Below are 11,773 nucleotides of genomic sequence, written 5' to 3' on the forward strand. Positions count from 1 at the left end.
TGCGGTACGGGGCGCGGCAGATTGGCGGCTGCGGGCCGTTGCCGCCTTGGCACCCTGCGGCGCCTGGGCCATGCGCGCGGCCTCCTGCACGCCCTGCAGCCCCTGTGAGGCCAGTTGCGTGGCCATGTCGGTGGCGGTCTTGAAGGCCTCGGCCGCCGCGCCGCGCGTGGCCTCCACCGCGGCCTGGTGCGACGCGTCGCCCATCGCCTGGGCCGCGATCTGCTGGAACTGGCTGGTCAATGCACCCCACCACTGCATCGGGTCCACGACGCCGGGCAGCGCGGTGGACGCCGCGCCTGCGGCTGCGTGGTCGCTGGCGGCGTCTTCTTGGGCCGCGGACTCGGAAGCGGGCGCCTCGGCCGGTGGCTCGCGCTGGGGCTCGCGGTAGGGGGCGGGGCTGGCACGTGCGGGCTCGGGGGCGGGCGCCGCAGGCGATGGCTTGGGCGCGAAGGCACCGGCCAGATCGCCCATCGCCACGTTCATGCCCTTGAGCGTGGCGAGGGTCATCTTCTGCACCTCCAGCGCCTGCACCGTGGCGCTCAACGCGCGCGAATTTTGCTCCAGCCAGAACTGCACGGCCTTCAATTCATCGATGCGTTTTTCCAGTTCTTCCACGCTGATCGTCGGGGCCACCCAGCTCGACAGGCTGGGCATCTGCGGCACGCCGCCCGGCGCGCCTTTGGCCAGGTTCTGGAGGAAGTCGAAGCCCGGCACGAACCTGCCGAAACCGAAGGGGGATGTGTCGCTCATGGCCATTCCTTTGCGATGCGCTGCATGGCGCCGGTGGGGATGGGACAGCTTAACGCGATTGCCCCGCGGGGCCAACGCCGCGGGCATCGCCCGGCATCGCCAGGGCACCTCGCCGGCACCGCTTTCTGCGCGCGCCTCGGGGCCTTCGAACCCAGCATCCATGCCGCTTGCAGCGTGCAATCCGCGTGCGGCCCGCGCCCGCCGATGCAAACCCCCTAGAATCCGGCGACCAGCATGCTGGAATGTTCACCACTTTTTCCGAGAAATACCAACACCATGGCAACTGCAAAGAAAACCACCGCGCCTGCAAAGAAGGCCGCTCCCGCAGCCAAGAAGGCGGCAGCCCCCGTGGCCAAGAAGGTCGCAGCACCGGCCAAGAAGGCCGCTCCCGTGAAGAAGGTCGCAGCCCCCAAGGCCAAGGCCCCCGTCGCCGCCAAGGCCGCTCCTGCCGCGCTCAAGCCGCTGAAGGAAGTGTTCACGAAGACCTCGCTGATCGCCCACCTGGCACAGCAGGCCGGCGTCGAGCCCAAGGCCGCCAAGGCCGTGCTCGCAGCACTGGAATCGGCCATCCTGGCATCGGTGCACAAGAAGGGCTCCGGCGAATTCACGCTGCCCGGCCTGATGAAGATCGGCCTGCAGCAAGTGCCTGCCAAGAAAAAGCGCTTCGGCAAGGACCCGTTCACGGGTGCCGAGCGCTGGTTCCCCGCCAAGCCCGCATCGGTCAAGATCAAGACCCGCGCGCTGAAGAAGCTCAAGGACGCCACGGTCTGATCGACCGATGCGCTCCGCGGTGCCTTGGCGGCACCGCCAGCCCAACGAAAAAAGCCGGCACCTGTGCCGGCTTTTTTTCATGCGCACCGCGTTCCCATCAGGGCTCCAGATACCACTGCGCCAGGCGCCTGCGCTCGCCGGGGCCCACGCCCAGCCGCTGCTCCAGGTAGCGCAGCACGCCGCCATGGTCCGTGTCCACGGCCTGCAGCGCCGCTTCGAGAAAGTCCTGCTGCACGCGCCACAGCACGTTCAGCACCGCATCCGGCGCAGCCCCGTTCACCTGCGCGGGCCGCCGATACAGCCCGTTGGTGAGCAGGTAGTCCTGCATCACCACCTCGCGCGACACGCCCAGCGCCAGCAGGATGAGCGCCGCCGCGAAGCCCGTGCGGTCCTTGCCCGCGGTGCAGTGAAAGACCAGCGGCGTGTCGTTGTCCAGCAGGTGTTCGAACAGCGCGGCGAACTCGCGCGTGTTGTGCGCGACGAAAGCGCGGTAGGTGTCGCGCATCAGCCCCATCGCGATCTCGGGCGTGAGCGTGTGGCCCGACAGCGCCATCTCCTTGGCACGCTGCACCACCGTGGGCTCGATGGACAGCGGGTAATAAGCCACGTCCGGCAGCACGTAGGCCAGCGTGGCGCGCTCGTGCTCCCCCCGGAAATCCACGGCGCGCGCCAGACCCAGCGCCGACAGCGCCCGCGCGTCTTCGGGGGTCAGCGCGGCCAGGTGGTCGGAGCGGAACAGGCGGCGCCAGCGCACGGGCCGCCCCTGCTCGCCCGGGTAGCCGCCCAGATCGCGGAAATTCGTGGCGCCCAGCAGGTTCAGCGAACGGGTGTAGGAAGGTGAGTCGCTCATGCAGCCACTTTATGCGAAAGGCGCGCGGACCGGAGGGGGCCGCAAGCGCATCGCCCGCAAAGCCCATCCCAGGCGAACCCCTGCCCCAATCGCAAGGCGCCCCCTATACTGGCTACGGAGCACCCGACCCCGCTGGAAGCCATGGCGGTGGCATGGATGCAAGTGCACAGAAAGAGGCACGGAGAAAGAACGCAAGGGCGAATGCCGGCCCCTGCCAAGCGGGTCCCCGGCGCGAGGGGCCGGGTTCGAAGCGGAGAGGTACATGAAGAATCCAAGGCCAGCGACCGTCCACGGTCCGGCCTTCCATTCCATAATTTCAGGAGGAGGCTTGCATCCATGAAGAAGACGCTGGCGAACGCTTCCACCAGAAAGCTCCTGATGCTGCTGGTTCCGGCGCTGATCATCGTCCAGGTGGTGGCGTTCGTCTTCCTGCACTTCGCCAACCGCAAGATCGCGCTGGAAAGCGTGGACTCCGCGCTGGAAGGCGGGGCGCAGACCTTTCTGTACACGGCCGCGACCCGCAAGGACAACCGGCAGCAAACCTCGCTCCTGGTCACGAAAGACTACGGGCTGCAGCACACGATCGCCAACGGCAACCGCGCAACCATCGAGTCGGCGCTGGCCAGCCAGCTGGCCCGCACGGGGGCCGAGCTGATCGTCCTCACGGACCTCAACCACAAGGTCGTGGCCCGCGCCTCCGCGACCCAGCTTCTGAACGAGCGCGACATGGACCTGGACGCCACGCTGGAGGCCCTGGCGACCGAGATCAGCGAGACCGGCCGCAGCATCGGGCCGCTGGCTGCGGGGGAGCACACGCCCGTGCTCTACAACTGGGTCAAGGCCACCATCAGCGCCCCCATGCCCATCATGAACATCTTCCTGGGCTACCGCGTCAACACCATGGCGGTGGAGCAGTTCACCAAGATGACGCAACTGAAAATGGCGTTCCTTTCGCAGGAGAGCGAAGGCGATTTCGTCATCCACACCTCGACCCTGCCCGGCATCGTGCTCAACCGGAGCATCCACGAACACACGCAGTCGTCCGAGAACTTTTCGGCGGAAGGCACGGACGGTGCGCAGTACCGGGCCAAGGTCATCAACCTGGGCGGGCTGCAGGGCTCCAACGTCATCGCGGTGGTGGCCAAGCCGTTCGCGCCGGTCTTCTCGCCCTTCCTGCGGCTGGAGGGGCTGTTCGCCGCCAGCATCCTGTTCAGTTCGTTCCTCTCCATCCTGGCCGCGAACCTCATCACCAACCGGGTGGTCGTGCCGCTCGAGAACGTGGCGCACCGCGATGCGCTGACCCACCTGGCCAACCGGCGGCTGTTCGAGATCAATCTGCAGAACGCCGAGCAGAACCAGCAGGCCCTGAACACCGGATACGCGATCTTGCTGATGGATCTCGACAAGTTCAAGGCCATCAACGACAACTACGGCCACGAAGCGGGAGATGCCGTCTTGAAGGAAGTGGCGCTGCGAACCAAGAAGCACGTGCGCTCGTCGGACACGCTGGCGCGCCTGGGCGGAGACGAATTCGCCATCCTGATGCGCTCACAGGACCTGCAGCGCGTGCAGGAGGCCGCCGCCGCCATCGTCAGCGCCATCCGGCAGCCCATCCAGGTGCGGCCGGACCAGTGGGTGAACGTCGGAGCCAGCATCGGCATCGCGCGCTCGCCCGAGAATTCGACCGTGGCCGCCCAGGTGCTGCATTGCGCCGACCTTGCCATGTATGGCGCCAAGCAGCAGGCCAGCGGACTGCAGGTGTATGAGGGCACACCGCCAACGTGACGCCGCACCGCCACCTCAGACACCGCGCTCGCGAAGGTGATTGCGTTGCGCTCGTCCTGCGCAGGACCGAACGCGCCAACGGTTGAGTAGGACAGGTCTGATTGACGTGATTTGAAATTCTGGACCCAATGGACTTCCTTCACCCATCCCCGCTCACATCCACCCACTGCCGAGGTCCGCACCCCCATGCCCAAGCTCCAAACCGAATCCAGCGCCCGCCATCCCGTCGAGATCCACTACGAAGATTACGGACAGGGCGCCCCCGTCGTGCTCATCCATGGCTGGCCCCTGAGTGGACGCTCGTGGGAAGCCCAGATCCCAGCACTCGTCGAAGCGGGCTACCGCGTGATCGCCTATGACCGCCGCGGCTTCGGCGCGTCGTCGCAACCCTGGGAGGGCTACGACTACGACACCTTCGCGAAAGACCTCGATGCGCTGATGACCGGCCTCGATCTCACGGGTGCCACGCTGGTCGGCTTCTCGATGGGCGGCGGCGAACTCGCGCGGTACATCGCCAAATACGGCAGCCAGCGCGTGGCCAAGCTGGTCTTCGCGGGCGCCGTTCCGCCCTACCTCTACAAAAGCGCCGACAACCCGGAGGGTGGGCTGGACGACGCGACGATTGCGCAATTCCAGGAAGGCGTCAAACAAGACCGGATGGCGTTCCTGGAAGACTTCACGCACAACTTCTTCAGCGTGGACGGCAAGCTCAAGGTCAGCGAGGAACAGCGCCAGTACGCCCGCGACATCGCCGCCATGGCTTCGCCCAAGGGCACGCTCGACTGCATCCAAGCCTTCGGCAAAACCGACTTCCGCGAAGACCTGAAAAGCGTGAAGGTCCCAACGCTGGTCCTTCACGGTGATGCCGACGCCATCGTGCCGCTTGAAGTGAGCGCGCCCGCACCCACAAGGCGATTCCTGGCAGCGTGCTCAAGGTCATCGCCGGGGCGCCGCATGGCTTCAACCTGTCGCATGCGCAGGAATTTAACGCCGCCTTGATCGCATTCCTGAAAAGCTGACGCCATGGCCGAGCCACACGCCCCCATTCCCGCGACCTTCGAAGACTTCGAGCGCCAGGCGCTGGCGAAAGGCTACGAGCAGGCACTCGTTCGCACCTGGGCCCCGCAGCAAATCGCGCAGGAGCATCGGCACGATTTTCATGCGAGTGCATTGGTGGTGGCGGGCGAGATGTGGCTGACGCAGTCGGGCACCACGCGCCACCTGGTGCCCGGTGATAGGTTCGAACTGGATCGGTTGGAACCGCACGAGGAGCGTTACGGTCCGGATGGGGCCACGTACTGGGTGGCGCGGCGGTCGAGTGCGGCTTGAATCGGCGGGATGCTCGGGATTGCGGGATTGCAGTGGTGGCGCAATAGCAAACCGCCCCAGAACGACAGCGTAAAGACCTGCCCAAAGCATAAAGCCCTTGGTTCGCAAGAACCAAGGGCTTTAATGACTGGTGGCCTGGGACTCTCCCCCATTCCGTGCTGGAGGCCGCATGAACAGTGACTTTCGCTATACCGAGTATTAGAACTCCTGCGAAAGTTACTGTATGCCTATCTCGATTGGCCTCTCCGATACCGCCCTGCGCAATGTGAAACCTGGCGACCTGCGCAAGCGGCTCAGCGATGGCAAGGGCCTGTACCTGCTGCTCTTCGTGAACGGCGGCTCTCACGGGTGGCGCTTCGACTACTCGATTCGAGGTCGAAGGAAGACCCTCTCCCTTGGCACGTATCCAGATACGTCGCTTTCCCTCGCCCGTGAAAAAGCCAAGCGGGCGCGTCAGTTGGTCGCGGAGGGACTTGATCCCAGCGATGGACGCAAAGCGGCGAAGGCAGAAGCAAAGCTTGAACGGGATGCAGAGTCTCGTATTGCATCTGGGCTTCCGGCCTTGGGGAGCTTTGAATGCGTGGCTCGAGAGTGGTTCGATGTCCATCAATCTGGCTGGGCTCCTTCCTACGGGGAGAAAGTGATCCGGCGCCTGGAGCGGGACATCTTCCCGTGGATCGGAAAGAAGCCCGTTGACCGCATCAGTGTTCCCGAGGTGCTCGATGTCTTACGTCGGATTGAATCGCGCGGGGTGCTGGAGACCACGCACCGTGCTCGCGAGAACTGCAGCCAGGTGTTTCGGTTCGCCATCGCATCAGGCTTGGCCCTCACCGACCCGGCACGGGATTTGGCACCGGCCTTGCGCAGGCCCGTCTCTGATCGGATGGCAGCCATCATCGAACCCTCCAAGCTTGCAGAGCTACTGCGCGCCATTGATGGGTACTCCGGCACGCTCATCGTCCGCACAGCGCTGAAGCTTTCACCCATGCTGATGGTGCGACCAGGTGAACTGCGGCACGCTCAATGGTCTGAGCTGGACTTAGACGGCGGTGTTTGGACCATCCCCGCTGCCCGGATGAAGGGGACGAAAGTCTTCAAGGCGAGCAAAAAGAACGATCACGTCGTCCCGCTCGCTAGGCAGGCCGTGCTGCTGCTGCGGGAGCTCCACCCGCTGACCGGACCAGGAGGATATGTGTTCAGGGGTGTGCGCGACCATGAACGGCCGATGAGCGAGAACACCGTCAATGCCGCGCTGCAACGGATGGGCTACGACACACAGGAAGAGATGACTGGTCATGGGTTCAGAGCTACGGCACGCACCATCGTGAGTGAGCAGCTCAAGTTCCCATCCCCGGTCATTGAGGCCCAGCTTGCACACGCTCCCAGTGGTCCCTTGGGCAGTGCCTACAACCGTGCGAAATTCTTGGAAGCTCGTCACGACATGATGCAGCAGTGGGCTGATTACTTGGACCGACTGCGGCACAGCGGCGAAGTGATTGCGCTTCGCCGCGCAGCCTGAAAACTATAGAAAAATTGTACCAATAGACAATTTCAATAGAAATTCACTGCTTCACCGGTACTCCGCATTCCTATACGTCGTTAGGCGTTCTTGGACGCACCCGGATGACCGATGGGCCCTCCCCCACGATTGAGGCAGGCTTCGATTCATCGAAGACACCTTCCGGCCCACCACTCGGAGGATGGAGATGTTTGATGACCATGCCCAACCACGACGCGCTGCTGCGTCTTCCTCAAGTCCTGACCCTTGTCCCTGTCTCGCGTGCCAGCTGGTATGCGGGCATTAAGGTGGGGCGCTATCCCCAGCAGGTGCAGCTCGGTCCTCGCACTGTCGCTTGGCGTCGCAGCGACATTGAGCGGCTGATCGATTCCCTCGGCCAAGAGGTCGCGCATGGTCAGTGAGCCTTCAACGGGGGGACCTTAGGCGTCAATTCTCGGGAGACGTCTTGCGGATCACGCCCTCAGTTCACGCGCCTCTTAACTTTCCCCGCAATGCGCTTTTTTGGCGCGCGCCAAAAAAAGTTTCGGTGAGTGGGAGCGTTTTATTCACAGACCTGTTGAAGCCAACTATTGGGGATCAATGAAAACTAGCGCTCGGCTAAAGCGTTTGGACTATGGGCCCATGAGTGTGATGCGATCCATAGCACGAAGTCTTGATGCACGCCGCTACAGCCAAAGAGCCTGCCTTCGTTGATCGAGCGTTGAGCAAAGAGGATCGGGTTCAAGGTTACCTACTTCGCAGCCACCTCTTTCCCCCACCGTGTCAGATGCACAGTCACTTCCGTTTTGCTGACGCTGTAGTCGGCAACGCGTACTGCCTCAGGTACGGTTGACTCTTGAAGGTTCTTCAAGCTCTCTTTGAGTTGGAATGTAAACTTCGCCGTTGTCGCTCCCGTTCCCGTGAGTCTTTGCACCAGTGCCAGAGGCAGAGGGAGGGAGCGTCTGTGGGTCGAGTAGAAGGTAGCAACCCATGACTTCAGTCCCTTGCCGGCGTTCAGCGCTGTGTGCGGCACTGCTGTCCACTTCGCAGGGCCATACAGTTCGGCTAGCGGTTCAAGCACCCGGAAAACGATCTTATCGCTGCCGCTTGAAATGTCCCCACGGGCCTTGCCGTCGGCGAAGGACACTTCCAAGATGCGCGGAAGGTGACGCTCAAACCCGTCGTGTCGCAGGTGAAGGGATAAGGCCGATAGTCTTTCGAGGCTTGCGCGAAGGGAGCGGTGACTTTCCGCGCTGTAGGCAACGCCCATTTGATTGACAAAAAGATAGAACGACACTTCAACCCATGACGAGTCGCCCCCGGGAGACAAAGGCCGATCTTTGTAATAGTCCACGCAACTGGCGAAAACCCTGCGGTCATAACTTCCGAGGGCCGGGCCACGATTTATCAAAGTAAAGTCGCCCATTCCAGGAATCAACCTTCCCCCGGTCTCCTGGTCGATATCGCCGCTGATCGTGTCTTGATCTACGGCGCTTTGAGCCTCGGTTGCTCCGTCGGGTGTTAGCTCTATGGTCCTCATTGACCAGAGGGCGGACCGAACGAGGACGTTCGGAAATCCCGTGGTCTCGGGCTTCCAGGAGGGCAGGAATATGTCTTTCCCGCGTCTGACGGAGCGCCTTTTCCGAGCACTGTTAACCTCGTTGGGTGTGGCGTTTGGCGGTAGTTGAAGTATCGGCTCACCAGGTACTCTGGAGGCTCGCTCAGCGCGGGCCGCCGCGCGGTGGATGACGTCCTTTTGATGTCGCGTGAAATGATTGCTTTCAAGGGCCAGCGTTGCTAGCGTTTTCACGTCGCCCGCAGCGATGGCATGTCGAGAATTTTTCGTAGTCGTCAAACTGCACCGTTAAAACTGTAGTTGGGAGAATGATTCGCTGCAGCTCGAAGGTCATGAAACTATAGGCTGAAGGATCCTTCGGTATAGGGCACAGGATGACTTTGAAAAACGGCACCCAGAACCACCTTGAAAACATGGGTGAATTTGGTGGTGCTGTTCGACCTAATCTAATAATCCCTTAGCGCAATCTCGGGTGAAGTGCCTCCTTGCCTGAATTGCTTGGGCCTTGTTTGCGCTTTTGATGCCCCGAGATCGCTACGAACGCTCCATTTTGCAGAGGGGCCTCGTAGGAATTTTTCTACCCATGAAACGTATAGCGCTGCACGGTAAAACGGTCGAATGTGAAGCTTTGGGCTTCTTGCGGACGGCACTAGCCGACCGCCGTGGAAGGCTTCTCAAACCTGATGCAGCCGCATAAGCTGAGGCGTGCTGTCCTAAGATCGAGGGCACGTTTGCCGACCAGGCAGGATGCTGACGCATCCTGTTCCATTTCGGGTGTAGCTGCCACCGCCGATGGCGGCGTGCAAGGACTCTAGAGGCAGCAGGCGTCCCGAGAAGACTCACGTTCGAACCGTCATATGAGTGGGGCCCAATGAGCGAGAACGAGAATTACCAATAAATTTTGGTACTTCGGTTTTATCTGAAGAAGACCGTCGCAAAAGAATCGAGGGATCCTGTGCAGCGGTGAGATTAGGCCCTTGATTTGGATTAGTCTGTGTGCATGGTTTTTACCGCTCACCAATCGACCGGCACTGCGACAAACTTAGCCGCCCCGTACTTTCAAGCGCCGCCGCCTCGCAGTGCGAGGTGGTGCTGTATCTGGATTTCGATGGCGTTCTCCAGCATCAGTCTGTGTACTGGCATCCTCGACGTGGTGCTTTTATCAACCAACGCGAGGCGCCTGGTCACACGTTGTTCGAATGGACGCATTTCTTGGAACAGACGCTTGCCGGATTTCCCGATGTGCGCTTGATTCTGAGCAGTACGTGGTGCATTGCACCTGGGTACGGAAAGGCTTTAAAACGCCTGCCAGAGTCGCTGCGATCAAAGTTTATCGGGGGTACATTCCATCGGCGGGTTCATGGTGCAGACCCTTGGATATTCGAGTCGTTCAGGCGAACACCCAGGTGGCTTCAGATATGGGGTGACGTAAAAAGAAGGAAGCCCGTGCATTGGCTAGCCTTGGATGACGATGTCAGTGACTGGCCACGTGAGCACCTGAAGAACCTCGTAGCTTGCGACGGAAACACTGGTCTTTCATGCGTGTCGGTTCAGGCTGACTTAAGAGAAAAACTTGCGTTATTGACGTGAGGGGTCGACGTCCGCGTGAGGTCAGGGTCCTGAGCTGCCCACCGATTTCTGGGCGTTAACAACGACTTCGCGGCGAACGTAGACATTGATCGGCACTGAACTAATGCGGGAGGTAGAGTGGCATGTCGAAAACAACATTTCATCCCTCAGGCACTGCAGCGGGGGTTAGGACAAGCAAAAGGAAAAGGAAGACCCAGGTCTACGTCTTCAAGAAGAGGCAAGAGTCCTACCTGTCCTCCACTGAGGGCGTTGCTGCACAGCGGGACTTCTACTCCGAACCGTCAGACAAGGAGACGCTAGACGACCGAATCACCAATTACGAGAAACTGGTGCTGTCGCCAGCGGTCACTGCGCTCCGCGAGTCCCCCGTGGGCCCGGTCGACGCACTGGCGCGGTACAGCGTTGGCGACGGGATGCCGAAGTTTTGCTGGCTTCGCGTCAGGCCAAGAGCTCAGAGGGGCCGCTCCGGCTTGCGAAGGTGATACTGGCTGCTCCGGCCAATGAGCAGTTGGCCGTTGCGCCATGGTGCAAGGCCTGCTGCATCAGACAGCTCCCGCTTTCGAAGCGCCAGCTGCAGCGGCCACTGCAGGGTCGGTGATCCCGCCGCAGAAGCGTCGCGTGCTGGTCTGCCAGGGCGGCCCTTGCAATCATGCAGGGGCAGGATGGCTCTGGGGGCACTTGTTGCGCAACGAACAGAAGCGACTGGACCTGCGCAATGCCGGGGAGGGCATGATGAGCGCCCGCACCAGTTGCTTGGTCCCCTGCAACCTTGCGCCCGTAGTGCAGGTGTTTCCCGAAGGGACTTGGTATGGCGGAATTGATGAGGCGGGCATCGCCCGAATCATTGATGCGCACCTACTGCGTGGGGAGGTTGTTCGCGAAATAGCCTCCGAGCCGCTACCTACCAAGCAGACATTACGGCAGCTTGAGTGAAAGGCATCTTTAGCCACATGAAGGTCTGAAAAAGCCAGAATTCGCGGCGCCAGCGAACGTCTGCTTTTGGACGCCCACACTTGCCTTTTCTTGATTCTCCGACATGGGTCCGAGGCCGCCTTTCGGTGCGGATATGCGAAGGTCTGCTCTGCAGCAATTGCGGTCATCCGGCCCCACCTCTTCGACTGAATGGCTGTTCAAGGATGATTACGCTCGTCCGTACATGCTAGGCGCCAGTCTCTAAACTATGGAAAAAATCTGTCACTGCTTGCTTCTCACTAATCGGCACATCATTTAAAAAATATGTTGCGACCCTGAATGGATGAAGCTTGTTTTTTCTCGTTATGAATATTTCAGCCTGATAAAATATGCCAGAAATATTCAACGGCAGGCTTTCTCTTTTGAATCCATTTCTGAAAGCAAATTCAAGCATGGCATTTCCAAATGCGCCAATTATTTTCCTGAAATTCAAATCATCTATTATTAATATCTCGGCCTGATCTCCAGAATAACCAATCTTTTTATATTCCCTCTTAAAAACTCAAAACGAAGACAAGAATTCTGTATTTATAGCGCCATCCTGAATTAAAGAAGAGAGGTCGAGACGCAACAATTCCATATGGACAGTCATTCTTATGGAATCTGCTGATTATTTGCTCAACTGCTTCATTGACATTACTCTGAATTCGAA

13 protein-coding genes are annotated in these 11,773 nt (G+C 60.7%); 9 read left to right on the forward strand and 4 right to left on the reverse strand.

Annotated features, from left to right (window positions below; genetic code table 11):
• Positions 1 to 750 (reverse strand): PhaM family polyhydroxyalkanoate granule multifunctional regulatory protein (locus AC27KI_RS13040; protein ID WP_487114145.1); only part of this gene is annotated, 750 nt, incomplete at its 3' end.
• Positions 751 to 1,026: 276 nt separating this feature from the next.
• Between AC27KI_RS13040 and AC27KI_RS13045 the strand changes: the two genes are divergently transcribed.
• Positions 1,027 to 1,521 carry an HU family DNA-binding protein gene (locus AC27KI_RS13045; RefSeq protein WP_284402479.1) on the forward strand — a complete coding sequence of 165 codons (495 nt, stop codon included), beginning with the start codon at positions 1,027 to 1,029 and terminating at the stop codon, positions 1,519 to 1,521.
• Positions 1,522 to 1,618: 97 nt separating this feature from the next.
• Here the strand turns inward: AC27KI_RS13045 and AC27KI_RS13050 are convergent, their stop codons facing one another.
• Entirely contained in the window at positions 1,619 to 2,371 is a 753-nt protein-coding gene (locus tag AC27KI_RS13050) for a tyrosine-protein phosphatase (protein ID WP_487114148.1), read from the reverse strand.
• A 336-nt stretch (positions 2,372 to 2,707) separates the two neighbouring features.
• Here AC27KI_RS13050 and AC27KI_RS13055 point away from each other — a divergent pair, with 336 nt between their 5' ends.
• The 5 genes from AC27KI_RS13055 (at position 2,708) to AC27KI_RS13075 (ending at position 7,405) form a co-directional block, all read left to right on the forward strand.
• On the forward strand, positions 2,708 to 4,156 hold the full coding sequence (locus tag AC27KI_RS13055) for a diguanylate cyclase domain-containing protein (RefSeq protein ID WP_487114150.1): 1,449 nt from the start codon (positions 2,708 to 2,710) through the stop codon (positions 4,154 to 4,156).
• 186 nt (positions 4,157 to 4,342) lie between these two features.
• The gene (locus AC27KI_RS13060; RefSeq protein ID WP_487114152.1) at positions 4,343 to 5,155 is read left to right on the forward strand and encodes an alpha/beta fold hydrolase; all 813 of its coding nucleotides are present in this window, start codon (positions 4,343 to 4,345) and stop codon (positions 5,153 to 5,155) included.
• 24 nt (positions 5,156 to 5,179) lie between these two features.
• Complete coding sequence (locus tag AC27KI_RS13065) at positions 5,180 to 5,485, forward strand: cupin domain-containing protein (protein WP_487114154.1); 306 nt, start codon at positions 5,180 to 5,182, stop codon at positions 5,483 to 5,485.
• A 223-nt stretch (positions 5,486 to 5,708) separates the two neighbouring features.
• A complete protein-coding gene (locus AC27KI_RS13070; RefSeq protein ID WP_487114156.1) occupies positions 5,709 to 7,004 on the forward strand; it encodes a tyrosine-type recombinase/integrase in 1,296 nt (431 codons plus the stop codon).
• A 194-nt stretch (positions 7,005 to 7,198) separates the two neighbouring features.
• The gene (locus AC27KI_RS13075; protein ID WP_487114158.1) at positions 7,199 to 7,405 is read left to right on the forward strand and encodes a helix-turn-helix transcriptional regulator; all 207 of its coding nucleotides are present in this window, start codon (positions 7,199 to 7,201) and stop codon (positions 7,403 to 7,405) included.
• Positions 7,406 to 7,734: 329 nt separating this feature from the next.
• Here AC27KI_RS13075 and AC27KI_RS13080 read toward each other — a convergent pair whose 3' ends face one another.
• The gene (locus AC27KI_RS13080) at positions 7,735 to 8,523 is read right to left on the reverse strand and encodes a hypothetical protein (protein ID WP_487114160.1); all 789 of its coding nucleotides are present in this window, start codon (positions 8,521 to 8,523) and stop codon (positions 7,735 to 7,737) included.
• Positions 8,524 to 9,690: 1,167 nt separating this feature from the next.
• Here AC27KI_RS13080 and AC27KI_RS13085 point away from each other — a divergent pair.
• The 3 genes from AC27KI_RS13085 to AC27KI_RS13095 all read left to right on the forward strand — a co-directional run bounded on the left by AC27KI_RS13085 (position 9,691) and on the right by AC27KI_RS13095 (position 11,082).
• Entirely contained in the window at positions 9,691 to 10,149 is a 459-nt protein-coding gene (locus tag AC27KI_RS13085) for an HAD domain-containing protein (RefSeq protein WP_487114168.1), read from the forward strand.
• A gap of 122 nt (positions 10,150 to 10,271) precedes the next feature.
• Positions 10,272 to 10,631: a hypothetical protein gene (locus AC27KI_RS13090; RefSeq protein WP_487114162.1), complete on the forward strand. Its 360-nt coding sequence runs from the start codon at positions 10,272 to 10,274 to the stop codon at positions 10,629 to 10,631.
• 40 nt (positions 10,632 to 10,671) lie between these two features.
• Positions 10,672 to 11,082, forward strand: a complete 411-nt coding sequence (locus AC27KI_RS13095; RefSeq protein WP_487114164.1) for a (2Fe-2S) ferredoxin domain-containing protein — start codon at positions 10,672 to 10,674, stop codon at positions 11,080 to 11,082.
• Between the two features lie 226 nt (positions 11,083 to 11,308).
• Here the strand turns inward: AC27KI_RS13095 and AC27KI_RS13100 are convergent, their stop codons facing one another.
• On the reverse strand, positions 11,309 to 11,515 hold the full coding sequence (locus AC27KI_RS13100) for a hypothetical protein (RefSeq protein ID WP_487114166.1): 207 nt from the start codon (positions 11,513 to 11,515) through the stop codon (positions 11,309 to 11,311).
• Positions 11,516 to 11,773 lie beyond the last annotated feature (258 nt).

This window comes from Acidovorax sp. KPB24-03 (genome assembly GCF_057546605.1).

Excerpts from the sequence above, each read along its gene's own strand:
- AC27KI_RS13100 (WP_487114166.1), bottom strand. The coding sequence starts at position 11,515 with ATGCTTGAATTTGCTTTCAGAAATGGATTCAAAAGAGAAAGCCTGCCG.
- AC27KI_RS13065 (WP_487114154.1), top strand. The coding sequence starts at position 5,180 with ATGGCCGAGCCACACGCCCCCATTCCCGCGACCTTCGAAGACTTCGAG.
- AC27KI_RS13050 (WP_487114148.1), bottom strand. The coding sequence starts at position 2,371 with ATGAGCGACTCACCTTCCTACACCCGTTCGCTGAACCTGCTGGGCGCC.
- AC27KI_RS13080 (WP_487114160.1), bottom strand. The coding sequence starts at position 8,523 with ATGAGGACCATAGAGCTAACACCCGACGGAGCAACCGAGGCTCAAAGC.
- AC27KI_RS13045 (WP_284402479.1), top strand. The coding sequence starts at position 1,027 with ATGGCAACTGCAAAGAAAACCACCGCGCCTGCAAAGAAGGCCGCTCCC.
- AC27KI_RS13060 (WP_487114152.1), top strand. The coding sequence starts at position 4,343 with ATGCCCAAGCTCCAAACCGAATCCAGCGCCCGCCATCCCGTCGAGATC.
- AC27KI_RS13055 (WP_487114150.1), top strand. The coding sequence starts at position 2,708 with ATGAAGAAGACGCTGGCGAACGCTTCCACCAGAAAGCTCCTGATGCTG.
- AC27KI_RS13075 (WP_487114158.1), top strand. The coding sequence starts at position 7,199 with ATGACCATGCCCAACCACGACGCGCTGCTGCGTCTTCCTCAAGTCCTG.
- AC27KI_RS13070 (WP_487114156.1), top strand. The coding sequence starts at position 5,709 with ATGCCTATCTCGATTGGCCTCTCCGATACCGCCCTGCGCAATGTGAAA.
- AC27KI_RS13095 (WP_487114164.1), top strand. The coding sequence starts at position 10,672 with ATGGTGCAAGGCCTGCTGCATCAGACAGCTCCCGCTTTCGAAGCGCCA.
- AC27KI_RS13090 (WP_487114162.1), top strand. The coding sequence starts at position 10,272 with ATGTCGAAAACAACATTTCATCCCTCAGGCACTGCAGCGGGGGTTAGG.